Source organism: Campylobacter sp. CCUG 57310, from assembly GCF_013201975.1.
GTDB lineage: Bacteria > Campylobacterota > Campylobacteria > Campylobacterales > Campylobacteraceae > Campylobacter_A > Campylobacter_A canis.
In genome coordinates this window covers 1455882-1481110 of record NZ_CP053845.1, presented here as the reverse complement: position 1 = coordinate 1481110, position 25229 = coordinate 1455882, and the positions used below count along the sequence as shown (strand labels likewise).

Annotated in this window: 25 protein-coding genes; 18 read left to right on the top strand and 7 right to left on the bottom strand. The window is 38.4% G+C overall.

Annotated features, from left to right (window positions below; translation table 11 throughout):
- Positions 1–14 precede the first annotated feature (14 nt).
- From lysS to CORI_RS07375, 5 genes are read left to right on the top strand one after another with little or no spacing between them, the layout of a single operon-like run.
- Entirely contained in the window at positions 15–1523 is a 1509-nt protein-coding gene (lysS, locus tag CORI_RS07395) for a lysine--tRNA ligase (protein ID WP_254064984.1), read from the top strand.
- Complete coding sequence (locus CORI_RS07390) at positions 1520–2764, top strand: serine hydroxymethyltransferase (RefSeq protein WP_173031436.1); 1245 nt, start codon at positions 1520–1522, stop codon at positions 2762–2764. The genes lysS and CORI_RS07390 overlap by 4 nt, the downstream gene beginning before the upstream one ends.
- Positions 2764–3306, top strand: a complete 543-nt coding sequence (locus tag CORI_RS07385; RefSeq protein ID WP_169940526.1) for a DUF1882 domain-containing protein — start codon at positions 2764–2766, stop codon at positions 3304–3306. Before CORI_RS07390 ends, CORI_RS07385 begins: the two co-directional genes overlap by 1 nt.
- Before the next feature lie 9 nt (positions 3307–3315).
- On the top strand, positions 3316–4221 hold the full coding sequence (locus CORI_RS07380) for an SPOR domain-containing protein (RefSeq protein ID WP_173031435.1): 906 nt from the start codon (positions 3316–3318) through the stop codon (positions 4219–4221).
- Positions 4221–5006 carry a shikimate dehydrogenase gene (locus CORI_RS07375; protein WP_173031434.1) on the top strand — a complete coding sequence of 262 codons (786 nt, stop codon included), beginning with the start codon at positions 4221–4223 and terminating at the stop codon, positions 5004–5006. The genes CORI_RS07380 and CORI_RS07375 overlap by 1 nt, the downstream gene beginning before the upstream one ends.
- A 38-nt stretch (positions 5007–5044) precedes the next feature.
- On the opposite strand, the gene CORI_RS07370 is transcribed toward CORI_RS07375, so the two are convergent.
- Together CORI_RS07370 and pyk are read right to left on the bottom strand one after the other, a co-directional pair.
- Positions 5045–5302, bottom strand: coding sequence for a hypothetical protein (locus tag CORI_RS07370; protein WP_173031433.1), 258 nt, complete (start codon positions 5300–5302; stop codon positions 5045–5047).
- A 7-nt stretch (positions 5303–5309) separates the two neighbouring features.
- Positions 5310–6767: a pyruvate kinase gene (gene pyk / locus CORI_RS07365; protein WP_172200297.1), complete on the bottom strand. Its 1458-nt coding sequence runs from the start codon at positions 6765–6767 to the stop codon at positions 5310–5312.
- A gap of 216 nt (positions 6768–6983) precedes the next feature.
- On the opposite strand from pyk, the gene CORI_RS07360 reads away from it, so the two are divergent.
- Positions 6984–8009 (top strand): TRAP transporter substrate-binding protein, encoded by a 1026-nt coding sequence (locus CORI_RS07360; RefSeq protein WP_253908143.1) that lies wholly within the window; start codon positions 6984–6986, stop codon positions 8007–8009.
- A 215-nt stretch (positions 8010–8224) separates the two neighbouring features.
- On the opposite strand, the gene recR is transcribed toward CORI_RS07360, so the two are convergent.
- Genes recR through CORI_RS07345 form a run of 3 tightly spaced genes read right to left on the bottom strand, consistent with a single transcriptional unit; the run spans position 8225 to position 10714 of the window.
- Positions 8225–8797 carry a recombination mediator RecR gene (recR, locus tag CORI_RS07355; protein ID WP_173031432.1) on the bottom strand — a complete coding sequence of 191 codons (573 nt, stop codon included), beginning with the start codon at positions 8795–8797 and terminating at the stop codon, positions 8225–8227.
- A complete protein-coding gene (locus CORI_RS07350; RefSeq protein ID WP_173031975.1) occupies positions 8781–10043 on the bottom strand; it encodes an ArsS family sensor histidine kinase in 1263 nt (420 codons plus the stop codon). Before CORI_RS07350 ends, recR begins: the two co-directional genes overlap by 17 nt.
- On the bottom strand, positions 10043–10714 hold the full coding sequence (locus tag CORI_RS07345; protein WP_169940512.1) for a response regulator transcription factor: 672 nt from the start codon (positions 10712–10714) through the stop codon (positions 10043–10045). Before CORI_RS07345 ends, CORI_RS07350 begins: the two co-directional genes overlap by 1 nt.
- A gap of 176 nt (positions 10715–10890) precedes the next feature.
- Here CORI_RS07345 and dnaJ point away from each other — a divergent pair, with 176 nt between their 5' ends.
- The 4 genes from dnaJ (at position 10891) to CORI_RS07325 (ending at position 13793) form a co-directional block, all read left to right on the top strand.
- Positions 10891–12033 carry a molecular chaperone DnaJ gene (gene dnaJ / locus CORI_RS07340; RefSeq protein ID WP_173031431.1) on the top strand — a complete coding sequence of 381 codons (1143 nt, stop codon included), beginning with the start codon at positions 10891–10893 and terminating at the stop codon, positions 12031–12033.
- 25 nt (positions 12034–12058) lie between these two features.
- Complete coding sequence (locus CORI_RS07335; protein ID WP_173031430.1) at positions 12059–12517, top strand: tetratricopeptide repeat protein; 459 nt, start codon at positions 12059–12061, stop codon at positions 12515–12517.
- 155 nt (positions 12518–12672) lie between these two features.
- Entirely contained in the window at positions 12673–13524 is an 852-nt protein-coding gene (locus CORI_RS07330; RefSeq protein WP_173031428.1) for a tetratricopeptide repeat protein, read from the top strand.
- Positions 13506–13793, top strand: coding sequence for a tetratricopeptide repeat protein (locus tag CORI_RS07325; RefSeq protein WP_173031426.1), 288 nt, complete (start codon positions 13506–13508; stop codon positions 13791–13793). The genes CORI_RS07330 and CORI_RS07325 overlap by 19 nt, the downstream gene beginning before the upstream one ends.
- Positions 13794–13820: 27 nt before the next feature.
- On the opposite strand, the gene uvrC is transcribed toward CORI_RS07325, so the two are convergent.
- Together uvrC and CORI_RS07315 are read right to left on the bottom strand one after the other, a co-directional pair.
- On the bottom strand, positions 13821–15641 hold the full coding sequence (gene uvrC, locus CORI_RS07320; RefSeq protein ID WP_173031425.1) for an excinuclease ABC subunit UvrC: 1821 nt from the start codon (positions 15639–15641) through the stop codon (positions 13821–13823).
- A complete protein-coding gene (locus CORI_RS07315) occupies positions 15631–16089 on the bottom strand; it encodes a hypothetical protein (RefSeq protein WP_173031423.1) in 459 nt (152 codons plus the stop codon). Before CORI_RS07315 ends, uvrC begins: the two co-directional genes overlap by 11 nt.
- 132 nt (positions 16090–16221) lie before the next feature.
- On the opposite strand from CORI_RS07315, the gene nhaD reads away from it, so the two are divergent.
- The 8 genes from nhaD to CORI_RS07275 all read left to right on the top strand — a co-directional run bounded on the left by nhaD (position 16222) and on the right by CORI_RS07275 (position 25221).
- Positions 16222–17592, top strand: a complete 1371-nt coding sequence (gene nhaD, locus CORI_RS07310) for a sodium:proton antiporter NhaD (protein ID WP_173031421.1) — start codon at positions 16222–16224, stop codon at positions 17590–17592.
- Positions 17592–19127, top strand: coding sequence for a glutamine-hydrolyzing GMP synthase (guaA, locus tag CORI_RS07305; RefSeq protein WP_173031419.1), 1536 nt, complete (start codon positions 17592–17594; stop codon positions 19125–19127). Before nhaD ends, guaA begins: the two co-directional genes overlap by 1 nt.
- Before the next feature lie 359 nt (positions 19128–19486).
- Positions 19487–20128, top strand: a complete 642-nt coding sequence (locus CORI_RS07300; RefSeq protein ID WP_173031418.1) for a cupin domain-containing protein — start codon at positions 19487–19489, stop codon at positions 20126–20128.
- A gap of 304 nt (positions 20129–20432) precedes the next feature.
- Entirely contained in the window at positions 20433–20849 is a 417-nt protein-coding gene (locus CORI_RS07295) for a polyketide cyclase (RefSeq protein WP_173031416.1), read from the top strand.
- A 284-nt stretch (positions 20850–21133) separates the two neighbouring features.
- Positions 21134–21589 (top strand): MarR family winged helix-turn-helix transcriptional regulator, encoded by a 456-nt coding sequence (locus CORI_RS07290; RefSeq protein ID WP_173031415.1) that lies wholly within the window; start codon positions 21134–21136, stop codon positions 21587–21589.
- A gap of 223 nt (positions 21590–21812) precedes the next feature.
- The gene (locus CORI_RS07285; RefSeq protein ID WP_173031414.1) at positions 21813–22538 is read left to right on the top strand and encodes an ABC transporter ATP-binding protein; all 726 of its coding nucleotides are present in this window, start codon (positions 21813–21815) and stop codon (positions 22536–22538) included.
- On the top strand, positions 22535–24049 hold the full coding sequence (locus CORI_RS07280) for an ABC transporter permease/substrate-binding protein (RefSeq protein ID WP_173031412.1): 1515 nt from the start codon (positions 22535–22537) through the stop codon (positions 24047–24049). The genes CORI_RS07285 and CORI_RS07280 overlap by 4 nt, the downstream gene beginning before the upstream one ends.
- Positions 24050–24126: 77 nt before the next feature.
- Positions 24127–25221 (top strand): ATP-binding protein, encoded by a 1095-nt coding sequence (locus CORI_RS07275; RefSeq protein WP_173031410.1) that lies wholly within the window; start codon positions 24127–24129, stop codon positions 25219–25221.
- Positions 25222–25229 lie beyond the last annotated feature (8 nt).

Genomic DNA, 25229 nt, shown 5'->3' with positions numbered 1-25229 from the left:
AAGGTAAAGTAGTGATATTTGAAAATCAGCTGGAAATTCAAAGATTAAAAACCATCGAGGAGCTAAGACAAATGGGTATAAACCCATATCCTCACTTCTTAAGACGAGATATGAATATCTCAAAATTCAGACTTAAATTTAACCATATCAAAGATACCGAGTCAAAGAGTGCCGAAGGGCAGTTCGTAAGCCTTGCGGGTCGCGTTAAGCTAATACGCGATGCGGGCAAAGCGATATTTGCCAATATCGAAGATGAAGATGGAAATTTACAAATTTATTTTAGCAACAAGACTCTTGATCCCGACTGGTTTAAAGTCGTAAAGAAAAATATCGAAGTAGGCGACATCATCTTTGTTAGAGGCTATGCGTTTGTAACCAGAACAGGCGAATTTTCTATGCATGTTAGCGAACTTACTCTAGCCACTAAGGCTATCTGCCCGCTTCCTGAAAAGTATCACGGGCTTGTGGATATCGAAACTAGATATCGCCAAAGATACCTTGATATGATTATGAATCCTGAGGTAAGGACGGATTTTAAAAAGCGCTCTATCATAGTTAGCACTATAAGAAGATTTTTTGAAGATAAGGGCTTTTTAGAAGTTGAAACCCCGATGATGCACCCGATAGCAGGCGGAGCTAACGCTAAGCCGTTTGTAACTTTTCATAACGCTCTTGGTATAAATCGCTATATGAGAATTGCGCCTGAGCTTTACCTCAAGCGTCTTATAGTAGGAGGATTTGAAGCCGTTTATGAGATGAATAGAAATTTCAGAAACGAGGGCATGGATCTAACTCACAATCCTGAATTTACAAGTATCGAATTTTACTGGGCGTATCACACATACCACGATCTTATGGGGCTTACGGAAGAGCTGTTTGGAGTGTTGTTTGATAAGCTTGATATGGAAAAAGTTGTAGAATTTGACGGAATGCAGATTGATTTTTCAAAGCCTTTTAAGAGGATGAGTTATAAAAAGGCTCTCATTGAAGTAGGCGAAATTCCGGCAGATGTAATTGAAGACAAGGATCAAATTTTAGCTAAGTTAAAGGCCGATGGATTTGAGGCAAACGCCAAGCTTGATTTGGGTCATTTGCAAGCCGAGCTTTTTGATAATTACGTAGAAAGCAAGCTTATAAATCCGACTTTTATTATAGATTTTCCTATTTCTATTAGCCCGCTTTCAAGAAGAAGCGATTCTAATCCTGAAATAGCTGAAAGATTTGAGCTCTTTATCGCAGGCCGAGAGATAGCAAACGGATTTAACGAGCTTAATGATCCGATTGATCAGTATAACCGCTTCTCTGAGCAAATTAAAGCTAAAGATGCCGGTAATGACGAAGCGCACGCCATGGATGAGGATTACGTAAAGGCTCTTGGGTACGCTATGCCGCCGACTGCAGGGCAAGGTATAGGCATAGATAGACTTGTGATGCTGCTAACTAATAAAAAATCCATTCGGGATGTGGTGCTGTTTCCTGCGATGAGACCTCTTAAAAACGAAATCAAGGAGAATGAAAAATGAGTTTACAAAACTATGATAAAGAAATTTTTGACTTAACACAATCCGAGCTAAAGCGCCAATGCGATCATTTGGAGATGATAGCTAGCGAGAATTTTACCTATCCTGAAGTGATGGAAGTGATGGGCTCAATCCTTACAAACAAATATGCCGAGGGTTATCCTGGCAAACGCTACTATGGCGGATGCGAATTCGTAGATCAGATCGAGCAGATCGCCATAGATAGATGTAAAGAGCTTTTTGGTTGCGAATTTGCAAACGTTCAGCCAAATTCGGGCTCTCAAGCAAACCAAGGCGTATATGGAGCGCTTTTAAATCCGGGAGATAAAATTTTAGGTATGGATTTAAGCCATGGCGGACACCTTACGCACGGTGCAAAGGTAAGTAGCTCGGGTAAAATTTATGAGAGCTTTTTTTACGGAGTTGAGCTTGACGGCAGGATAAACTACGAAAGAGTGCTTGATATCGCTAAAATCGTAAAACCAAAAATGATAGTTTGCGGAGCTAGTGCTTATACAAGAGAGATTGAATTTAAGAAATTTCGCGAGATAGCCGATGAGGTTGGCGCGATATTATTTGCGGATGTAGCTCATATCGCAGGACTTGTCGTTGCAGGCGAGCATCAAAATCCGTTTCCGCATTGTGACGTGGTAAGCTCAACGACTCACAAGACGTTAAGAGGACCTCGCGGCGGTATCATAATGACAAACAACGAAGAGTATGCTAAAAAGATAAATTCGGCGATTTTCCCCGGAATTCAAGGTGGGCCTCTCGTGCATGTTATCGCAGGTAAGGCGGTAGGATTTAAGCATAACTTATCTCCTGAGTGGAAAATTTATGCAAAGCAAGTTAAAGCAAACGCTAAAAAGCTGGGCGAAGTGCTAATGGCTAGAGGATACGATCTAGTAAGCGGAGGTACTGATAATCACCTAATCTTAATGAGCTTTTTAAATAAAGAATTTAGCGGTAAAGAGGCTGACATAGCTCTTGGAAACGCAGGAATTACAGTTAATAAAAACACGGTCCCAGGCGAGACAAGAAGCCCGTTTGTAACAAGCGGAATTCGTGTAGGAAGCCCGGCGCTTACGGCTAGAGGAATGAAAGAGAGCGAATTTGAGCTTATCGCAAATAAGATAGCCGACGTGCTTGATGATATAAATAATACAGAGCTTCAAAGCAAGATAAAAGCCGAACTAAAAGAGCTTGCGAGCAAATTTATCATCTATGATAGAGCAATGTATTAATGCAAAATATAGATATAACGCTAATTAAGATGATCACGACCCATTATTGGGTTAAGCGCGATAATATCGTAAATAAGATTGATCACAAAGGAAGGATATTTTTTAATAAATTTGAAAAAATTGACGAACCGTTAAATTTTCAAGTGATAAAAGATCATAACGAAGGCAAGATTATTGCAGCGCACTCTTTGATAAGTGCAAGCGATAAAGTTGAAAATATCGTGTTTGATTATAACGGACGCACGCCCGAGCGATTTTGGCACAGGGCACAGTTGTTGCTTAGAGAAGAGGGGTATATAAATTTTACGGCGTATGAGACTAAGACACCTGGGCATTTGCACCTGTATATACATAAAGGTCACACAACGCTAAATGAAGGCTATCAGCTGGCAAGCAAGCTATCCATGCTTTTGTCTCAGCGGCTAGCAAAGGAGTGGAGAGTGTTTCCGACACTTGAAGTTCCAAGAGATTTTAACATACTTACTTTGCCCTATAAAGTCTATCAAAAGGAACGTGGGGCATCGTGGTCTAAGCATATGTAAGGAGATAAGATGGAATATAATGAATTACGAGATATCATGCTCGAAAAAAATGATGAAAAAAAAGGTAAAAACACAAAGAAAATTTTAATGCTAATCGCGCTGGCGCTTATAGTATTTTTAGGTGTTTTGGTTGCGATGAAAATTTTAAACTCAAGCGGACAAGATAGCACTGTAGCGCAGCCTGATTCAAGACTTGTTCTTCCTCCGGAACCGCAGGCGCCTAAACCTACGCCTCCTGCTACAACCAAAACTCAAGATGGTGCTTTAGCTCAAAACGAAGCTAAGCCGGTGCCTACTCCTGTGCAGCCAAAACCTGAAGAACCTGCTAAAAACGACGAGTTGTTCCAGCAAGTTCCTATCATACCGGAAGGAAAGACGCAAGATAGTTTTGAGGATATGGTTAAGGCTTTAAAAGATAAAGATTCTAAGCATAAGCAAGAGCAAAATTTAAGCGTTGAACAAGAGCCTAAGACTATACAAAAAGTTATAGAGCCTGAGAAAAAAGCTAGCGAAACTACTAAAAAAACAGACGCTAAAGCAGAAAAATCTACAAAGCAAGAGCCAAAGATAACAGTAGTTAATCCAAAAGATGAAGTTAAAAAGCCTGAGAAAAAAGCAGAGCAGCCTAAAAAAGATACGCCTGTTTCTAAAGCTGACTCAAAAGATCCTAGCGTAACTCCTCCTAGCGGGACATATATCCAAGTATTTGCCGTTAGTAAATTTGATGAAAATTCAGCAGAGATAAGAAAGCTTAAAGCAAACGGTTATACTTATAATCTCTACGGAACTACGGTTAAAGGAAACAAAGTAATTAAAATTCTAGTAGGTCCTTATAGCAGCAAAGAGCTTGCGGGCGAGCTGGCTAAAATTAAGAAAAATATTGCAAGCGGTGCATTTATAGTAAATATTAAGTAATGAAATTCTTTGCCGTTTTTGGAAATCCTATATCACACTCCATTTCGCCGAGACTTCATAACTTGGCTCTTAGCGAAATGGGGCTTGACGGGATTTATTCAAGATATCTGCTTGAAGACGGATCAAATTTAGTCAATAAATTTAAAGAGCTAAAACTTAACGGAGCCAACATAACCGTCCCTCATAAGGAGATAGCTCTAAATCAATGCGACGTAGTTGAAGAAAGCGCCTTAAAAATCGGCTCTGTAAATACAATTGTTTTAAAAAATGATGAAATTTACGGATATAACACGGATGCGCTCGGGTTTTTAAAAGCGATAGAAAATTTTGGCGAGATAAAATCAGCTCTCATCTTAGGAGCGGGCGGCACCGCTAAAGCCGTTGCTTACGCTCTTAGTAGCGCAAATGTCGATGTTTGCGTATTAAATAGAGGCTTGGCTAGGCTAGAAAATTTTGGCGAATTTAATAAATTTACTTGGGATAAATTTAAAATTCGTGATTTTGATTTGGTAGTAAATACTACTTCCGCAGGATTAAATGACGATAGCTTGCCATCGCCAAAAGAAATTTTACAAGATGTTTTACGACGAAGCAAATTTGCTTTTGATGTTATCTACAATAAACCTACACCGTTTTTAACCTTAGCCGTTTCACTTGGAGCTACCGCTAAAAATGGAAGCGATATGCTTCTTTATCAAGCGGTTTTAGCTCTAAATTTATTCTATTCAAACGAACTTGATGAAAGCAGGATAGAAGTCTCTATGAGGAAAGCTTTTTTGATTTAATTGCGCCTGCTGATTTATTAATTTTACAGACAATTTATCTACTGAGATTTATCTAAATTTAGTCTTTTAAGCTCGGTTAAAATTTGCTTTTGAAGCTCGTTTTGCTCCTTTAAAAGCATGAGCATATCATCTTGCTGTTTTGAGAGCTTCTCGGTAACCTTTGTTTGGCTATCAGTTAGGATAAATCTTTGAATTCGATCCACGTTTAAAAACGGCACGATTAGAAAACCTATGATGATAGCAAGCACAACCGCGATAATCGCACCTATTTTAAGCCATTTTTTTATACTCTGCATTTTTGCCTCACTTCTCTAAGCTGTTTGCCACGTCGATGTAATAATCGATCTGATCTTGTTTTAATATACGTATAAGGTTGGTGCTACCCTCAACTCCGGCAGGATATCCCGCAGTCATTATGTAAGTCTTATCTTTTTGGATAAATCCAAGATCGCACGCCTTTTTGGTTGTTTTGGCGATGATTAAATTTAGCATATCCTGCTCAACCGTAAACGCAGGTATCACGCCCCAAGCCAGAGTTAGCGAATGAGCCGTCTCTTCATCGTGGGTAACTGCTATGATATCGATATCCGTGCGGTACCTTGCCATTTTTATAGCCGATTTTCCCGAGCCCGTTACTGAAAGTATGCCGTCAACCTTAAGTTGAGTAGCAAGGCGTGTGGTGCTGGAGGCTACCATGTCGGTCTCATCGTAGTAGCTAAAAGCGTCAAATTTATTAAAAGGATAAATTTGCTGCACTTGCACGATAGTATTTTTCATCGCTTTTACGACGGCTACGGGGTTTTTGCCTATGGCACTTTCTTCGCTTAGCATGACCGCGTCGGTACCGTCAAGGATGGCGTTAGCCACATCGCTTATCTCGGCTCTTGTTGCGGTTTCATGCTCTGTCATGCTTAGCATCATTTGAGTTGCCGTGATGACTGGTTTGGCCGCTTCATTTGCTTTTTTGATGATTAGCTTTTGTATGGTTGGCACTTTGTAGTAAGGTACTTCTATGCCAAGATCTCCACGCGCAACCATGATACCGTCGCTTACTGCTATGATTTCGTCTATATTTTCTACGGCGTCAAATTTCTCTATCTTGGCGTAAATTTTAGCTTTTGAGCCAAAGGTTTTTAAAATTTCTCTTGCTTTGATGATGTCGTTTGCGTTTTGTACGAAGGATATCGCTACGAAATTTACTCCGTTTTGAGCGCCAAATTTAAGATCTTCCTTGTCTTTTGGCGTAATAACTTCGATATTTATCTTTGTATTTGGGAAATTTACTCCCTTGTTTGAGCTTAAAATTCCGTTATTTTCTATCATCGCCTCTACGACTTTTCCGCTTTTTATGACTCTTGCACGGATTGAGCCGTCATATAAGTAGATGTATTCTCCCTCTTTTAATATAGGTAAAATTTGAGGCTGGTTGATGCTTAGTTTGTAGCGATTTTGTGCAGTTTGCTCGCCTAGTATTTCAGTGCCGTAAACCTCTATGATATCGCCCGCTTTGAGTGCAAAAGGCTCTTTGAGCTTACCTATCCTTATTTTTGGTCCACAGATATCTTGAAAGATGCCGATGCGATAGTTTAGCTTTTTTTCTATTCTTCTTATCTTTTCTATATTTGCTTTGTGATATTCGTGCGTGCCGTGGCTGAAATTTAGTCTAAATGCATTTACTCCGGCTTCTACAAGCTCTTCAAGTATCTCTTCGCTTTCGCTGGCGGGTCCGATAGTCGCTAGAATTTTTGTCTTTTTTATCATAGTTGCCCTTGATTTGATTTTGGTAATTCTATCTAAATTTTAGAAACAAAATAGTTACAATTCGTAGCTTTTAACGAAAAACGAAACTTTTATCTACACATTTTTATAAAGCCTCTTGCAAAATTTTATATAATTCCTAGATATTTTTAACCTAAAGGAGAGATAATGTTTTTAAACGCGATGAAGCCAAAAGCGGTTTTAGCTGTTTTATTAACGATGGCTGCCGTAACTTTTGGCTTTGCGGACAGCAAGACATATAAACTTAAAGTAGCCAGCACTTGGGAGAGCACTACACCGGTGCTTGGAGATGCGATTAAGGAATTTAAGCGCCTTGCCGAAGAGATGTCGGGAGGAAGACTTGAGATAAGAGTTGATCATCCGTCAAAGCACAAGTCGCCATTTGGCATACTTGATTTTGTAAAGAGCGGACAATACGATATTGGACACACTGCTTCTTATTATTATAAAGGAAAAGACGCAAGAACGATGTTTTTTACCGCGCTTCCTTTTGGTATGACGGCAAGCGAGCTTCGCGCTTGGTATGAATTTGGCGGCGGTAAAGAGCTTGAGGCTAAAGTTTATGATAGATACAACATTAAAGTATTTAACGCGGGCGACACAGGCACTCAAATGGGCGGTTGGTTTAAAAAAGAGGTTAAGAGCTTAGATGATCTTAAAGGCCTAAAAGTGCGAATTCCCGGCTTTGGCGGCGAGGTTATGGCTAAACTCGGTGTAGTGATAAACACGATTCCTATCGGCGAGCTTTATATGGCGCTTGAGATGGGGACGATTGACTCTGTAGAGTGGGTAAGTCCTGCTTTTGATATGGGGCTTGGCTTTCATAAGGTTGCTAAATTTTACTACACCGGCTGGCAAGAACCAAGCGGTCAGACTCAGTTTTTCGTAAATAAAAAGAGCTTTGAAAAGCTACCTGCGGATCTAAGGGCGATTTTAGAAGGAGCTATGAATAAAGTCGCAAGCGATCTTTTCACAAAAGCGTATTATGAAAATAGCGAATTTTGGAACAAGATGAAAAGCGAATTTCCTGATATTCAGGTTAAGTCATTTCCTGAGGATGTGATGAGTGCGCTTAAGAAAGCGACTGATGAAATTTTAGACGAAGAGGCTAGCAAGGACGCGTTGTTTAAAGAAATTCTTGATTCTCAAAGAGCGTTTTTGAAAAAAGCTAGAGAATGGACTAAAATTTCTGAGTTTTCTTATATAGAAAAATCTTCAAAATAATCAACTTAAATTTACGGCTTAATGCCGTAAATTTTAAATCATACAAAGAGATAATCATCAAATTTTAAGCTTGAACTATCGGCTTTTAAAATTTGACTTACGAATTTTAGAAATTTGAATTTGTGCCAAAGCAAGGCTTACGGCTTAGCACATGTTTTGTTTGATTTTATAATTTCAAAGCTTTTATGAGCTTTCTTTGCAGATTAAGCGTAAATTTATACCTGCGTTCTGCTTTCAATCGCCTTCATAAGCGAGAGTAGATCGATGTTTTCAAGGCTAACTCCGGTCGGAACTCCTTGAGCTATCTTGCTAAATTTTACATTTAGATCTTTTAGCTGATCTTCGATAAAGAGCATAAGCGCGTCGCTGTTTATGTTTGGTGTGAAGGCGAAAATTATCTCTTGAGTGCCGTTTTTGACTATCATATTTTCAAGCTTGCCGATATTTTCAGGAGTTATCTCATCAAGCACGAAGTATAGCCCGCTATAAATTCCGTTTTGCTCAAGCACTAAGATATCTTTTGCGTTTTCTACTACGGCTACAAGGGTACTGTCGCGCTTTTCATCGCTGCAGATATCGCATATCTCGTTTTCGCTAAGCCCGCCGCAAATTTGGCACTTTCTTGTAAATCTAACAGCATCTTCTATACTTTGAGCCAGCTTAAGCCCGCCAAAAGTATCTTGCAAGCAGACGTGATAAGCAAAGCGTTGGGCTGATTTTTTGCCGACTCCGGGAAGCTTTTCAAACGCGGACACAAGCTCGTTAAATTTCTCAAGCCCTTTTTTCAACTGCTTCCTTTGGTTTTGTATTTATGCAAAAGATGTGATAACCGTCTTTGTAGGAGTATGTGAGGCTAAATTTGTGCATCTTGCAAATTTGTTCGATGATGTATAGTCCAAGCCCCATTCCTGCGCTTTTGCTATTTTTTTCTCTGATAAAAGCTTGCATATAATAATCAATCGGTTTTTCAAGCGGTTTGCCCAAATTTTTAACGTAAATTTCGTTTTTATCACAGATTATATGAGCTTTTTTATCGTCGGCGTACTTTATGGCGTTATCTATCAAATTTTTAAGCGCTAGAGTAAAGAGCTGAAAATCCACGCGAAGCAGCATGTCGTCGTTGATCTCGCAGGATACTTTTTCTTCGAATTTGTCAAGCATGAGCATATCTTTAACCTGATCCATGATGATAGAAAAGAAGCACTCTTGGTAGTTAAGCGCATAACTTTTAGATAGTAGCTGCTCGATTTTAGCAAATTCGTTTATGAGCATATCAAGCTTTTCAAATATGGTTATTAGCCTGTTTTTTTGCGTTTCGTTTTGCACCATTTCAGATACTATCCGCCCCTTGCCGATAGGGGTTTTCAGCTCGTGCATAATAGTTCTTAAAAACAGTTGGCGCGAGCGGATAAGCTCTCTAATCTTGCTTGCAGCGTTATCAAATTCGATCGCGACTCGTGAAATTTCGTCATCCGTTTTTACTGTTTTTGGAGAGATTATCTCTACGTCCATGTTGCCAGCAGCAAATTTTCGCATATCATTACCAAGTTTTTTAAGCGGAGCAAGCGAGTTGATAACCGATATATATAACGATACAAGTAGGGTTGTCGTGATAAAAAATCCTATCCAAAGCGGATCGTTTATGTTTTTAGCGTCATTGCTCTCAAGCAGAATTTGAAAGGCTGAATTTTTGATATGCAAAAAAACATTGTCTTTGTAGTGGATTGATTGCATCATGCCTATCGGGGTTTGCTTGGCTTGGACCACATGCCCGTTTGCGATGATATCTGCAGCTAAATTTTTATTATCCACGTAGGTTAAACCGAAATTTTTAAAATACTGAGAGAGGTCGCTTGGCGGATTTGAGCGCTCGTAAAGATCGACAAGATAAGTTATAGCACTCATCTGCTTGTCTTTAGTCTTTTCGAGCATATCGTTTAGTTGTATGTTGCCAAAAGTTAAAAGCAACATACAAACAAGTGAGAAAGCGATAGCAAATACTACCGTTATTTTCGTGGTTATAGAGTAGCGTATCATCCTACGAGTTTATAGCCTATTCCTCTTACCGAAAAGATATGTTTAGGGCTTTTTGAGTTATCGCCTATCTTTGCCCTTAATCTTCCTATGATGACATCTAAGCTCTTTGAGTCTTTATCTTTTAGGCTTTTACAGTTATATACCAGCTGCTCGCGAGATACCGAAAAGCTGTGCTGCTTGATAAGATAAGTAAGTATCTCGTATTCTGCAGGAGTTAGGGTCAGAGCCTCGTTATTATAGTAAATTTCATGTCTTTTTTCATCTATTCTAAAGAGAGAATCAATCGTCTCTTCAACGCTTTCGCTAGTCTTTTTGTATCTGCGAATTAAGCTCATGATGCGAGCGTGCATCTCTTTTGGATCGTATGGTTTTGGCAGGTAATCATCAGCACCTATTTGAAGACCTACGACCTTATCGCTTATATCGCTTCTAGCTGAAGAGATAATGATAGGTATATCGTATTTTTCGCGAATTTCTTTGCAAACTTCAAGTCCGTCCATTCCCGGTAACGTAAGATCAAGAATGATCAAATCATAATTTTTTATCCCCGCACTTAGTCCGAGGTAAGGATCTTCGAAATTTGTAACTTTGATGTTAAAACTATCTAGGTATTCAGACAAAATTTGAGCAAATTCCGGATCGTCTTCAATCATTAAAACATTAATCATTTTGTTTCCTTTCTTACTATGATAGCGCAATTATAACTAAAAATTTTAAAATTATAGAAAACACAAAACCAACCCTCACCGCTCCTGTATTTTCTTTAAAAAATGATAAATAAAATTTAATTTAGTTTAAATAGGATAAAATCGCCTTTTAAAATAGACGAATTTAGGAGATTTTTTTGGAGATTGATTACTACGAAATTTTAGAAATCAGTAAAACAAGCGATCAAGAAACTATAAAAAAGGCGTTTAGAAAGCTTGCTCTTAGGTATCACCCGGATAGAAACCAAGGAAATAAAGAGGCCGAAGATAAATTTAAGCTTATAAACGAAGCTTATCAAGTGCTAAGCGACGAGGAGAAAAAGAGCATTTACGATAGATACGGCAAATCAGGTCTTCAAGGCGGCATGGGCGGCTTTAGCGGATTTGGAGCGGATTTTGATTTGGGAGATATATTTAGCTCGTTTTTCGGCGGAGATTTTGGCGGCACAATCAGGAAAAAAAGAAGCCTGGATAAATATCCGCTTGACTTTGAGATATCAATAGGGATAGAATTTAACGAAGCGATTTTCGGTATAGAAAAAGAGCTTGAGTATAAAGTTAAAAAGCCGTGCGCAAGCTGTAAGGGTACAGGCTCGAAAGACGGCTTGCATCAGACTTGTCCGCATTGCCACGGAAGAGGTCGCATAAGCCAGCAACGCGGTTTTATGAGTTTTGTGCAGGAGTGTCCGTATTGCCACGGTACCGGCGAAGTTGTCAAAGAGCGATGCGGTAAGTGTAGCGGCGTAGGATACGAAGAGGAAAAACATAGCGTCAAGATAAATGTCCCTGCCGGCGTTGATGACGGTATGAGGATGAGAGTTAGCGGTAAAGGCAATGTCTCGGTTGATGGAAGCAGAGGAGATCTTTACGTAAATATCTCTGTTGAGCCGGATGAGCACTTCGTAAGAAACGGTAATGATGTTTATATCGAAATTCCTGTGTTTTTTACTCAGGCGATGCTTGGCGAGACGATAACTATACCGACGCTTAAGGGCACGACTGAGCTAAAATTGCCGATAGGGGCTAAAGATAAGCAGCAATTTGTCTTTGAGAACGAAGGCGTAAAAAGTATAAATAGCAAAAAAGTAGGTCGCTTGATAGCTCAAATTTCGGTTCAAACTCCAAGCAAGCTAAATGACGAGCAAAGAGAGCTTTTAAACAAGCTTCAGGCGAGTTTTGGTATAGAAGGCGGCAAAAGTAGTGCCGATGAAAGCGTCTTTGATAAGGTTATAAACTGGTTTAAAGGCGATAGTTCGCAAGAAAAAAAGAGTGATAAATAAAATTTCTATAAAAAGGAGAATTAAAATGAGGAAAATTATCCTTGCTTTAACTGTCGGAGCTTTGGCTCTGTGGGCAAACATGAACAATGCTGAAGCGATGTGCGAAGGCGGAAACTTTGTAAGTTGCAATGATTTAGGCACGGCTTATATGAAAGAGGGCGACAAGCAAGACTTTAAAAAAGCTTTTGAGCTATTTACTAAGGCATGCGACGGTGGACACGCTCTAGCTTGCAGTAATCTTGGAGTTCTCTATGCAAACGGACAAGGCGTAAAGCAAGATAACAAAAAGGCTATCATGCTATACGGTACCGCATGCGATGCCGGCGAATACAGAGCGTGCAATAATCTTGCCGAGCTTTACGATAAAGCTTTTGGCGTAGAGAGAAACTTAAGAACGGCTAAAAAGCACTACGGTAGAGCTTGCGAGCTAGGATATCAGCCTGCGTGCGATAACTACAAAACGCTAAAAGCAAAGGGTTATTAAGCCTAAAATTTAGCAAATTTGACTTGAAATTTTAGACTTTCAAGTCAAATTTATCTTCTATTTATAAATTCATAAAATTTCTAACAAATTTAAGCAAATATCTAGTAGTTAAATTATAGAATTTGATTTTTGATATCAATAAAAGTCCAAAATCAATGATAAAAATTTTATACGTTTTGCTGTTTTTTACTCTCGTTTTAAACGCCGGCATTGATAATTTAAGCGACGAAGAGGCGCTTTGTAATTCAGGAGATGCAAGAAGCTGTCTTGTCGCAGGAGCTTCTTTGCTTGAAGGAGATGAGAGAGGCTATGAAAAAGGAGTTAAATTCCATAAAAAAGCTTGCGATATGGGGCTTGGCTTTGCTTGCTACTGCATTGGAAGCTTTTATTTGCATGGAGCGTTTGGATTAACTATGAACCGCTATAAGGCGAGTGAGTTTTTTCATGTTGCTTGTAATCTTGAGGAACCTTTAGGGTGTCGCTATCTTGCATTTGTTTATTTTGAAGAAGATACCAAGGAGCAGGATATAAAAGCAAATAATCTTTTAAAAAAAGCTTGCTTGCTTAACGATATCATCTCTTGCAAAGAGCTTGGAATTTCTTATGCTCTAGCAGCCAAGCTTGAGCTTAAATATCCAAAAATTAACGCCTCTTTTCAAATGGCTTGCGAGATAAACGACTCTTTAGAGTGTTATCTTGCCGCGACACGTTACGCAACATCGTTTGAGCCTAGCCAAAACCAAAAGATTATTAATGAGTCTTTTTACAAATATTGCAAATTCGGATATGCAAAGGCTTGCTTAGAAATCGCTTATTTATACTATGACGGGGTTGATCTTAAGCTTAGTTATGAAAAAGCGGGCGAACTTTTTAAAACTGCTTGCGACGGCAAACTAATGCAGGCTTGCTATGAGCTGGGATCTTTGTATGAGAGCGGATATGGTGTCGATATGGACATAAATAGAGCTAAAGAGCTTTATAAAAACGCTTGCGAAATGAATTTTTAGATAGTTGCATTGCGCTTGGAAATCTATACAACAACTCTTTATACGGCGCTATTGAGTATGAAAAAGCCGCAAATTTATTTACCATGGCTTGTGAGGGAGGATATCCGGGCGCTTGTATGAATTTAGGATTTTTGTACTATGAAGGAAAGGGGGTGAATAAAGACAAAGCAAGAGCGAATAAGTTACTAAAAATGGGTTGCGATATGGGATATGAGGATAGTTGCGAATTTTATAAAAGATATGAGGATTTAGAAAAGAAAAGCCGCTAAACGCTTGGCAAATTTGCTCTTTAAAATTTAGTCTTTAATTTCACTATCCTTAAGAGCTTTTATTTTACTTGCTACGCTTTTGTTTGTAACTTTTGCTATTTCGCTAAGTTGGGCGTTTAATATACTTTCAAAATTTCCATAAAATTTAATGAGCTTGGCGATACTTCCTGCTGAAATTCCCGCATTTGCAAGCTTGCTTGCGTGCAAATCCTTTTTCTTTTTGCTTTTCTGATGAAAGGTTATGGCAAAGCGGTGCGCCTCGTCGCGCAACCTCTGAAAAAACTGAAGCCTTTTATCGTCCGTAGCGAGCGAAAATATTCCTTTTGCGGTGTAAATTTTATCCTTTGCGGCTCCTTTTGCTCGGTGCGCCTTAGCGTCTATTTTTTCTTTTGATATTGCGATCACATCGATATTTGCACCGCTGCTTTTTAAAATTTCGTTAGCTAAATTCAAAAGAGCCTCGCCCCCGTCTATCACCCATAGATCGGGCGGAGCCAGCTTGTCAAAGCGCAAAGCTCTGTTTATAAGCATTTCTTTCATCTGATCATAGTCGTTTCTAGCTTCTAAATGCACATGACGATATCGCTCTTTTACAAATTCGCCGTTATCAAAGCATATCATCGCTCCCACGCAAGCTTCGCCAAACATATGAGAGTTGTCAAATGCTTCGATCCTATAAGGCGTGTGAGTGAGTTCAAAATACTCTTTAAGCGAGCGTAAAAAGTCATTATCGTGGCTTTTTATATAGTTTTTGATAGAAATTTCGGCATTTGTTTTAGCCATCTCGCAAATTCGCTTTTTTTCACCTATTTTTGGAGTTTTGACGCTAAAATTTTTGCCGTGCCTTTTGCTTAAAATTTCCTCTATCAAGCTTGCATCTTCAAATTCGTCATTAGTATAAATTTTAGTCGTTATCACCGGGCTGTCTATACTAAAGCTTTCTAAGATGATCTGCTTGTAAGCCTCGTTTATCTCTTCGCTTGAGGCGGTTTTAGAAGGTGTTATGTTTTGATTTACACCGATTATTTTGCCGTTTTGCACGCTAAATCTAACCGCGCAGATAAAATTTTCATGCAGATTTATGGCAAATACTTCAAAATCTTCAAGTTTGGCAAGATCAACTTCTATCTTTACTTCCAAATCTTTTATTATTTCTATCTTATCGCGAATTTTAGCAGCTTGTTCGTAGTTTTGGTTTTTTGCGTATTGCATCATCAAATTTGACAAATTCGCCTGCAAGCTGTGCGGGTTTTGAAGGGCTAATATGGCTGAATTTACTATTTTACCGTAGTCTTCTTTGGTTATTTTGCCTTCACACGGCGCTTCGCAACGCTTGATCTGATAAAATAAACAAGATTTTTTGCCCTTGACGCAACTTCTTTTTTGAACGAGCTTAAAATTTAGATAAAGCGCTTCAAGCATTTCTCTTCCTCCCTTAAAATAGGGTCCGAAGTATTTGATGTTTTTGCCTTTTATGATCCTGCGAGTAATGTCAAATCGTGGAAATTCATCGTCAAAATCGACATATATGTAAGGATAGGTCTTGTCATCTCGCAAAAGAATATTGTATTTTGGCTTTAGCTGCTTGATGAAAGAGTTTTCAAGTATCAGCGCGTCGGCTTCGCTTGGAGTTACTATGTATTCAAGGCGAACCGTTTGGCTTATCATTTGAAAAATTCTAGCTCCTACTTTAGGCGAAGGCGCAAGAGAGGGTGTGAAGCTAAAGTAGCTCTTAACGCGGTTTTTTAAATTTTTAGCCTTGCCTACGTAAAGAAGCTTATCGAATTTGTCAAAATACTGATAAATTCCCGAGCTGCTTGGCAGCGAGCGAATCTCGTCAATTAGCATCTAAATTCGACCTTATAACCTCTCGAATATCCTCAAATTTAGCGTAAATTTGAGGGTTTTTGGCTAGATTTATAAATTTGCCTTTGGATTTTTCTATGTAAATTTGTTTTTTTGCGATTTTAGGTGTAACGCTAAAGCGCAAATTTTTAGTAACGAAAAATTTTATATCTGAAATTTGACCTAAAATAGAGCCTTCGTTTGCGCTAGCATAAATTTTTAATAAGCCTTTTAACATATTTATATTACTATCTCGTTTAAACTCTTGAAGCCCCAAAGGGTGCTTAAGAGCAAAAAACAAAATGCTGTTTTTAACGTAGCAAAAGGCTATGAGGCGCTGATGATTTAAGCTTAGTAGCTTAACGAATTTAGCGCACTCGCTTTGGTTTTTTAGCTTATAGAAAAAGGGATTGTTTACGATATGATTTATGATAAATTTAGCGTCTTTCATAAGGCGATTTTAGCATTTTTTTTGTTAATTTTTCTTAGCGGGTGCGGGTATAAAGCCGATCCGTTTTATGACGACTCAGACAGAATAAACACTACTAAAACCGAAAAAATAAATAAACTTTAAGGAGAAAAAATGAGGATTTTTGGACTTTTAAGCCTTTTGTTTGGGCTTGCTTTCGCCGCAGGAGGCGGTAGTAACGAGCCTGTAGACCTTACTACGACTTGGATAGGCATAGCTTGTCTTGTCATCTTTGTCGTGGGGTATTTTTTTATCGCCGCTGAAGAAAATTTCCATATAAATAAAGCAAAGCCTGCTATGTTTATCGGAACGTTTATGTTTATACTTATCGGCTTTTATATGGTTTTAAACGGCATGGAGATAAGCTCTCTTAAAAACGAGGTCGATCACCTGATCCTTGAAATTTCGCAAATTGTATTTTTCTTAATGGTTGCGATGACTTATATCGAAGCGCTCATCGAAAGAGACGTGTTTAACACGCTTAAATATAACCTCGTTTCAAAAGGCTACACTTACAAAAAACTCTTTTGGCTAACGGGTGTGCTAGCATTTTTCTTAAGCCCGGTAGCTGACAACCTAACTACCGCACTTATCCTTTCTACGGTTTTAATAACCATAGATAGACACAATACGAATTTCTTGGTCGCAGGAGCTATAAACATCGTCGTAGCGGCAAACGCAGGCGGTGCATGGAGTCCGTTTGGCGACATTACTACGCTTATGGCTTGGGCTGCAGGCAAGGCTCCGTTTATTGATTTCTTGGCTCTTTTTCCTGCTTCTCTTATCGGCTGGATCGTTACTGCGGTATTGCTTGTGCGCGTAGTTCCTGAAGGAAGTCCTCACTTTGATCCTGCTACAGAGCCTAAAGTAACTATCAAAAAAGGCGGCAAAGTAGTAATCGGGCTTGGAATTTTCACAATTTTTTCTGCCGTAATGTCGCACCAACTTTTCCATTTGCCTGCTATGTGGGGTATGATATTTGGTCTTTCTTTGCTTAGTCTTTATACTTACTACTATAAAAGAGTGTATAAAAACGAAGAGCCTATGCATGTATTTCACTACATGTCAAAGATAGAAAACGACACTCTTTACTTCTTTTTCGGTATTTTGGCGGCAGTCGGCGCGCTTCACTATTTAGGATTTTTAAATCACGCTGTTGCGCTTTATGATAAATTCGGACCTACGACTATGAATATCGCGGTGGGATTTTTATCGGCAATCGTTGATAACGTCCCTGTAATGTCTGCGGTGCTTAAGTCAAGCCCTGAAATGGGACTTGATCAGTGGTTGCTCGTAACGCTAACAGCGGGAATCGGCGGCTCTATGATCAGCTTTGGTTCTGCTGCGGGTGTTGGAGTAATGGGCAAGCTAAAAGGAATTTATACGTTTGGCGCTCACATGAAGCATGCTTGGACGATAGTGGTAGGCTATATCGTATCGCTTGTCGTTTGGTATGTGCAATTTGAAATTTTAGGATTATACTAATGACGCAATCAGATATTATAGTTTTGGATTTTGGCTCGCAATACACCCAGCTTATCGCTCGTCGCCTTCGCGAACAAGGCGTTTATACCGAAATTTTGCCGTTTAACGCTAAGCTTGAAGATATAAAAGCTAAAAAGCCAAAAGGGATAATTTTAAGCGGCGGACCTGCAAGCGTTTATGCAAATGATGCGTATTTTTGCGATCAGGGCGTATTTAAAATGAAGTTTCCTATCTTGGGAATTTGCTACGGCATGCAGCTTATCGCTCACGTAAATAAAGCCGAAGTTGTGGCTGCAAATCAAAAAGAATACGGAAAGGCCGAATTAAACGTAATCAAGCCTCATGATTTATTTAAGGATACGCCTGAAAAACAGATCGTATGGATGAGCCATTCGGATATGGTCTTAAATTTACCAAACGGCTTTGAATCGCTTGCCGTAAGCGAAAATTCTCCTTATTGCGTATTTGGCGATGATAAGCGTAAAATTTATGCACTTCAGTTTCATCCAGAGGTGCAGCATAGCGAATTTGGAACGCAAATTTTAAAGAATTTCGCCAAATATATCTGCGGCTGCGAAAGCACTTGGAATATGGGAAGCTTTGCTAAAACGCAAATTGCGAAGATAAAAGAGCAAGTGGGCAATAAAAAAGTCCTATGCGCAGTAAGCGGAGGCGTGGATAGCTCCGTGGTTGCAGCACTTTTAGCTAACGCAATCCCTGAAAACGTCATACTTGTATTTGTCGATAACGGACTTTTAAGAACAGGCGAAAGAGAGCAAGTTGAAGCGACTTTTAGAACCAAGCTTGGCGTGGAGCTTGTAAGTATCGATGCTAGCAAGATTTTTCTTGAGAGGCTTGCTAGCGTAACCGATCCTGAGAAAAAACGCAAGATAATCGGCGAAACATTCATAGAAATTTTTGAAAAAGAAGCCAAAAAGCACGATAACGTAAAATTCCTAGCTCAAGGCACGCTATATACAGACATCATAGAAAGCTCGGTAGTAGGATCAAGCAAGACGATAAAGAGTCATCATAACGTAGGCGGGCTGCCTGAATGGATGAGCTTTGAGCTGATAGAGCCTTTAAAAGATATTTTTAAAGATGAAGTTCGCCAGCTTGGGCTTGAGCTTGGTTTGTCTCGTGATCTTGTTTTCCGTCATCCATTCCCTGGTCCTGGACTTGCGATACGTATCATGGGTGAGGTAAATTCTCCTAACCTAGAGCTGCTTCGCAAAGCTGACGTGATACTTCGTGACGAGCTTAAATCAACCGGCTGGTATAACAAAACTTGGCAAGCATTCTGCGTACTGCTAAACGTAAATTCAGTTGGCGTAATGGGTGATAACCGCACTTACGAAAATGCCGTTTGTATCCGCGTGGTGGATGCAAGTGACGGCATGACGGCTAGCTTCTCAAGGCTTCCTTATGATCTGCTTGAAAATGTTTCGCGCCGCATCATCAACGAAGTTAGTGGCATAAACCGCGTAGTTTACGATATAAGCTCTAAACCGCCTGCAACGATTGAGTGGGAGTAATAAAATAAGCTTTTGATTTTTTCAAGTCAATATTTTATATCAATTAATTTCAAACAAATTGCTTAGATATCATCTAGGCGATTTGTTTGAAAAATTATTTTTGCCTTCTTTATCTTCTTGATTGTTTCTTCTTTTGCATCTTGAATATCGTTTGGATTTTGTATTTAATAGCCACTATAAATTCATTTATTTATAGTTAAGTCTAAATTATAAATACTAAAATAACAAGTCTATATTGACACTAAAATTTATTTAATAAATTTAAAAAAAAGATAATCTATATCAAGATTATTTATCGTTCAGCCTGCTAAAATTCATTTGTTGATTTGATAGTTGATACAAATTTACAAAGGAAAATAATGAGTAAAATTTACAATATCAAAGACGAAATTTGCTTTGAAAGCGGCGGTATAGTAAGCCAAAGACTTTTTTCAAATAAAAATTTAGACCTTGATCTTTACGCGCTTGATGTGACCGAAGAGCTTGATAAGGAGAAGCGATTTGGCGATTCGTTAGTATGGATTTTAGAGGGTGAAATTTCGCTATTTTGTGAAGATGAGAAATTAAGCCTTAAACAAAACGAAGCTTTTATTATAGAAAAAGAGACGTGGCGCAAGGTCGTGAGTAAAGAAAAGACAAAGATGATTTTAATAGACTTTAAGGAGAATACAATGATAAACCACCTGCCGAAGGCTGAAATTTTCGCTCTTACGGATGCGATCGAGTATCAAGAGGATAAGGTCGTAAGCAAAACCCTTGTCAAAAACGAAAACGGCACGATGACGCTTATGGGTTTTCACGGTGAGCAGGAGCTTTCCACCCACGCTGCGCCGGGTGACGCACTACTAGTTGCTCTTGAAGGAGAGCTTGCGCTTACGATAGGCGATGAGCATTTTAATATCAAAGCGGGCGATAGTATCGTGATGCCGGGCAAGATCCCGCACGGACTAAAGATAAAAGATAAATTTAAAATGCTTTTAATAGTAACAAGAGATAAATAAAATTTTAACTTTCAAAGCCTGCAATTACTTGTTTATCTATTAGGTTTAATGGGCAACTGCGAGACTTCAATTGTTTATATTTCAAGCTTGTCACGATTTTTATTTAAAAAGAATAAAATACATAAATTTATTTCGGCTAAAAAGTGACGCTTGTTGTTAAGGCTGTAGAGGCTAAATTTATCATATTATTTTTATATTAAATTGCAAGGCTAATTTAAAAACAGCATGGCGGATAAATTGCACTTGACATATATTATAAATATACATATAATAAGTATACTTATAATTTTTGAAGGAGTAAAGTATGGAATTTAGTTTTACAGTTAGGATTGATGCTTCAAAGGAGAAGATTTGGAGCTTTTATTTGGATACAAATAAATGGTTCGAATGGGAAAACAATTTGGAAAATATGGCTTTAAATGGCAAATTTAGCACAGGCTCTACGGGAATTATGAAATTAAAAGAAATGCCTGAAATCAAATTTATCCTTACCAAAGTCGAGCCAAATAAGGAATTTTGGAATCAGTCTAATACTCCTTTTGGAACTCTTTGTTTTGGTCATGAGATATTTGAGAATAAAAATTTCGTATATATAAAGCATACCGTAAGGCTTGAAAGCAAAGACATAAACGTGCAAAAAATGGAACTTCTTAAGCAAATTTTTGCTGATGTGCCAAAATCAATGTTTGCTTTAAGACAAAAAGCGCAAAGTATAAAATAAGTATAATTAGTATTTGTAAATTTATTAGTATAAACTTTAAATTTTAAAAAATAAAATCAAAAAAGTAGTGTAAATTTAACGATTTAAATTTTGATCTGCGAGAAATTAAGTAAGAACTTTTAAACTCAAATACCGGCAAAACTTAAATCTTGCCGGTAATATCTTAAGATAAACAATAAGTTTATGAAAAAATAAAATCAATAAGACATACATTTTATAGAAGTATCAATGTAAAATTATGTTATGATTTTTCAGTTTTTAGGAAAATCGTATAAGGAAATTTAATGAGTAAAGAAAAATTCGATTCCATATATAAAGATGAGCCACAAAAATCAACAGGTCTTTTGTTTATCAAGGCTTATAACAAATGGCACGGCATGATAAAACAAGCACTTACTCATAGCGGACTTACTCATCCTCAGTTTGTCGTGTTATGTACCGCTGCTTCGCTTGCAAGAGAGCATGAGCAGGTTACGCAAGTAATGATCGCCGAGTTTTCCGACATGGACATAATGACTGTATCACAAATTTTAAAGCTGCTTGAGAAAAAGAATTTTGTAAAAAGAACCGTTCATCCGCAAGACTCTCGTGCAAAAACGGTTCGTGCTACGAAAATAGGGCGAAAAAAGATAAATGAAGCCCTTCCTGTAGTCGAAGATATAGATATAAAATTTTTTAGCAAACTTGGAAATCAAAAGCAAATTTTTAATGAATTTCTTTTGATTTTAGAGTCTAGTTAGCTTTATATAATGTCAAATTTACTTTTTTAAAGTATTTGCAAGCTTGATTAAATTTTTAATCCGAGATTGAAATTAAGTTTGACAATATTAAAAGTTGATTAAACTACTAATTTATCGAGATTGTATCTGTTTTTTAGACATTATATTTTTAAATTTGCAAGGCAACATACAATTTTTTATGATAAACTACTATCAAAAATTAAAGCAAATTTAAAGGAATGTGGTGATCGGCTTTGAGCGAGTTAGCAAGCTTTACGGCGATACTGAAGTAATTAAAAATTTCACTCTAAACATAAAAAAGGGCGAATTTTTTGTTCTTGCAGGATCAAGCGGTAGTGGCAAGACGACTACGCTAAAGATGATAAATCGCCTCATAGAGCCGACATCAGGAAAGATTAGCATAGACGGCGCAGATATCACAAGCTACGATCTGCGCAAGCTTAGATTAAATATCGGCTATGTTTTGCAGCAAATAGCGCTCTTTCCGAATTTAAACGTTTGCGAAAATATCACCCTTATAGCCGAAATGAAAAAATACGGCAAAAAGCGTCGTGTATCACTGGCTAAAGATTTGCTTCAAAGAGTAGGTCTTGAGCCTGATACCTATCTGCACCGCTATCCCGCCGAGCTTTCTGGCGGAGAGCAGCAGCGAGTAGGCATCCTTAGAGCCATCATAACCGAGCCTAAAATTTTACTTATGGACGAGCCTTTTAGCGCGCTTGATCCTATCTCAAGAGCCGAACTTCAGGAGCTTATTAAGGAGCTTCATAAAGATCTTGGCATGACTGTCGTGTTTGTTACTCACGATATGAACGAAGCGCAAAATGTCGGAGAGAGAATTTGTGTGATGAATAGCGGGCAGATCGTGCAAGTGGGAACCGCAGGAGAGATTAAAGATATGCCCGCTAATGAGTTTGTGGCTAAATTTTTCCAGGCGACGCAAGTATGAGTGAGCTTTTTTCTACGCTTTATGGGAGGCAAGATGAGCTTGTGCGAGCTGCTCTTGAGCATTTGCAAATTTCGCTTTCTTCGCTTCTTTTGGCTATCTTTATAGCGATTCCTCTTGCGATTTTTATCTCAAATCACAAGCGTATAAGCGAGTTTGTTTTGCAGGTTGCAGGCATCTTTCAAACTATACCTTCGCTTGCTCTTTTGGGGCTTTTTATACCGATTTTTGGTATCGGTGCGATACCGGCCATAATAGCTCTTGTCATCTACGCACTCTTTCCTATCGTGCAAAATACCCTTACGGGTCTTCGTGAGATAGATCCTGCGCTAAAAGAAGCCGCCAGAGCGTTTGGTATGAGTAAATTTGAGCGCCTAAAGAAATTTGAGCTGGCTCTTGCTATGCCTGTTATCATCTCAGGCATTAGAACGGCTGCGGTTATGATCATAGGAACTGCTACTTTGGCAGCACTCATAGGAGCGGGCGGGCTTGGGACGTTTGTGCTTCTTGGTATCGATAGGAACGATACTTCGCTAATTCTGATAGGAGCGATCTCATCTGCGCTTTTGGCGATGATTTTTAGTGCGGGGATTAAATTTTTAGAGCGACAAAAGCTTAAGCTCGTTATAACCGCTCTTGCAACGCTTCTACTCGCTCTTGCGCTGTCTTTTGTGCCGAATATGAGTATGCAAAAGGATCGTATCGTGATAGCGGCCAAGCTTGGTGCCGAACCTGAAATTTTAATCAATTTATTTAAAGAACTTATAGAAAATGAGACTAATTTAAAGGTCAAACTTAAAGCGAATTTTGGCAAGACAAGCTTTTTATACGAGGCGTTAAAATCAGGAGATATCGATATTTATCCCGAATTTACAGGCACTATCGTCTCAAGCCTGCTTAAAGCTCCGAGCACAAATTTATCAAATGACGCAAAAACAGTTTATGTAGCGGCAAAAGAGGGTTTGGCAAAACAGGATAACCTTGTTTTACTTGAGCCGCTTGGGTTTGAAAACACTTATGCGCTTGCGGTTTTGCGCAAATTTGCTCATGAAAACAATATCAAAAGCATATCTGATTTAAAGTCGGTTCAAGACGGTCTAGCTGCCGGATTTACTCTTGAATTTAACGACAGAGAAGATGGAAATTTAGGCCTTAAATCCCTTTACGGTTTAAATTTAAATGTTAAAACCGTTGAGCCTGCATTAAGGTACAAAGCTATATTAAGCGGAGAAGTTCAGGTGATAGATGCTTACTCGACCGATAGCGAGATAAGAGAATTTGATCTTGTAGCGCTTAAGGATGATAAGAGACTTTTCCCGCCTTATGAAGCGGCCGCTTTGATGAGACAAGATACGCTTGATAAATATCCGCAGATAGGGCATGCTCTAAGTAAATTAAACGGCAAGATAAGTAGTGAGCAGATGAGTGATATGAACTATGCCGTGCGGGTTTTAAAGCGTAGCGCCAATGATGTTGCAAGAGAATATCTAGTTAAAAACGGACTTTTAAAATAAAAAGTATCTTTTAAATTTTAGTTTTAGTATAAAAATAATGGTATAATATCTACATACCAAACAATATAAGGCGCTCTATGAAAAATCCGTTTCCATTTGAAACCTTAGCTGACGGCTCGACATTTTACGGTAGGCAAAACGAACTTGATAAAATTTATAAATTTGCCAAAAACTCTTCAAATTTGCTTATCTATTCAAAAAGACGCATGGGTAAAACCACGCTCATTAAGGAGTTTATGCGCCGTCATCAAGAGGAATTTGTCTGTATATATAGCGACATCTTCGATATGACTTGCGGAGAGGATTTTGTAAAAGAGCTGCTTAGAAATGTCGCCAAATCACAAAAAGCAAATTTTCAAAGTACATTTAAGTTTATCCTTGCCAAACTCAAAAGAATAAGCTTTGAGATCACGCTTGATCCGCTTACTTACGAACTTTCGGCAAGTCCGATGATAAAAAACGCAAGCTTTGACGAGGCGATGGATGATCTGTTTAATATGCTTGATGAAATTTCAAAAGAGAAAAAAGTAGTTTTTATCATCGATGAATTTCAGCAAATAGCCGAGTTTAGCGGGCTTAGGATAGATGCGAGGTTGCGTAAATTTATGCAGACCAGTAAAAATATCTCGTTTATATTTCTTGGCTCAAAGCGGCATATATTAACTTCACTTTTTAGCCATAAAATGCCTCTTTTTGAGATGGCTACTCATTTTGAACTTGGCGCGTTAAAGCAAAATGAAATTTATAAATACGCTAAAAATTTCTTAAAAACAACTCAGGCTCAGATAAACGAGCTTGCCGGTATATGCAAATTTGATACGAAGCTTATACAAAATGTTTTGTATTTTATCTATGAAAATGAAAAAACAATTGATAAAAAAGCGGTTTTAGGCGCACTTGATATAGTGCTGCAAAGCAAAGATGGCGCTTACAGGCTGGTTTTTGATACATTTACAGGCAATCAAAAAAAAGCTCTTGAAATCATCATCAAAGGACAAAAAGAGTATTTTTCACTCGGTGTTTTGTCGCAATTTAACATAAGCAAAACGTCCTTGCAAGCGGCACTTAAACAGCTTTTTGCTAAAGAGATAATAGATAAGCAAGATGGGGAATTTTTTATCCCCGATACGACATTTGGCTTTTGGCTTGAGAGGGTTTTTAAGCATAGATAAACTCTAAA

Excerpts from the sequence above, each read along its gene's own strand:
- CORI_RS07390 (WP_173031436.1), top strand. The coding sequence starts at position 1,520 with ATGAGTTTACAAAACTATGATAAAGAAATTTTTGACTTAACACAATCC.
- CORI_RS07385 (WP_169940526.1), top strand. The coding sequence starts at position 2,764 with ATGCAAAATATAGATATAACGCTAATTAAGATGATCACGACCCATTAT.
- CORI_RS07380 (WP_173031435.1), top strand. The coding sequence starts at position 3,316 with ATGGAATATAATGAATTACGAGATATCATGCTCGAAAAAAATGATGAA.
- CORI_RS07375 (WP_173031434.1), top strand. The coding sequence starts at position 4,221 with ATGAAATTCTTTGCCGTTTTTGGAAATCCTATATCACACTCCATTTCG.
- CORI_RS07370 (WP_173031433.1), bottom strand. The coding sequence starts at position 5,302 with ATGCAGAGTATAAAAAAATGGCTTAAAATAGGTGCGATTATCGCGGTT.
- pyk (WP_172200297.1), bottom strand. The coding sequence starts at position 6,767 with ATGATAAAAAAGACAAAAATTCTAGCGACTATCGGACCCGCCAGCGAA.
- CORI_RS07360 (WP_253908143.1), top strand. The coding sequence starts at position 6,984 with ATGGCTGCCGTAACTTTTGGCTTTGCGGACAGCAAGACATATAAACTT.
- CORI_RS07345 (WP_169940512.1), bottom strand. The coding sequence starts at position 10,714 with ATGATTAATGTTTTAATGATTGAAGACGATCCGGAATTTGCTCAAATT.
- CORI_RS07335 (WP_173031430.1), top strand. The coding sequence starts at position 12,059 with ATGAGGAAAATTATCCTTGCTTTAACTGTCGGAGCTTTGGCTCTGTGG.
- CORI_RS07330 (WP_173031428.1), top strand. The coding sequence starts at position 12,673 with ATGATAAAAATTTTATACGTTTTGCTGTTTTTTACTCTCGTTTTAAAC.
- uvrC (WP_173031425.1), bottom strand. The coding sequence starts at position 15,641 with ATGCTAATTGACGAGATTCGCTCGCTGCCAAGCAGCTCGGGAATTTAT.
- CORI_RS07315 (WP_173031423.1), bottom strand. The coding sequence starts at position 16,089 with ATGAAAGACGCTAAATTTATCATAAATCATATCGTAAACAATCCCTTT.
- nhaD (WP_173031421.1), top strand. The coding sequence starts at position 16,222 with ATGAGGATTTTTGGACTTTTAAGCCTTTTGTTTGGGCTTGCTTTCGCC.
- guaA (WP_173031419.1), top strand. The coding sequence starts at position 17,592 with ATGACGCAATCAGATATTATAGTTTTGGATTTTGGCTCGCAATACACC.
- CORI_RS07300 (WP_173031418.1), top strand. The coding sequence starts at position 19,487 with ATGAGTAAAATTTACAATATCAAAGACGAAATTTGCTTTGAAAGCGGC.
- CORI_RS07295 (WP_173031416.1), top strand. The coding sequence starts at position 20,433 with ATGGAATTTAGTTTTACAGTTAGGATTGATGCTTCAAAGGAGAAGATT.
- CORI_RS07290 (WP_173031415.1), top strand. The coding sequence starts at position 21,134 with ATGAGTAAAGAAAAATTCGATTCCATATATAAAGATGAGCCACAAAAA.
- CORI_RS07280 (WP_173031412.1), top strand. The coding sequence starts at position 22,535 with ATGAGTGAGCTTTTTTCTACGCTTTATGGGAGGCAAGATGAGCTTGTG.
- CORI_RS07275 (WP_173031410.1), top strand. The coding sequence starts at position 24,127 with ATGAAAAATCCGTTTCCATTTGAAACCTTAGCTGACGGCTCGACATTT.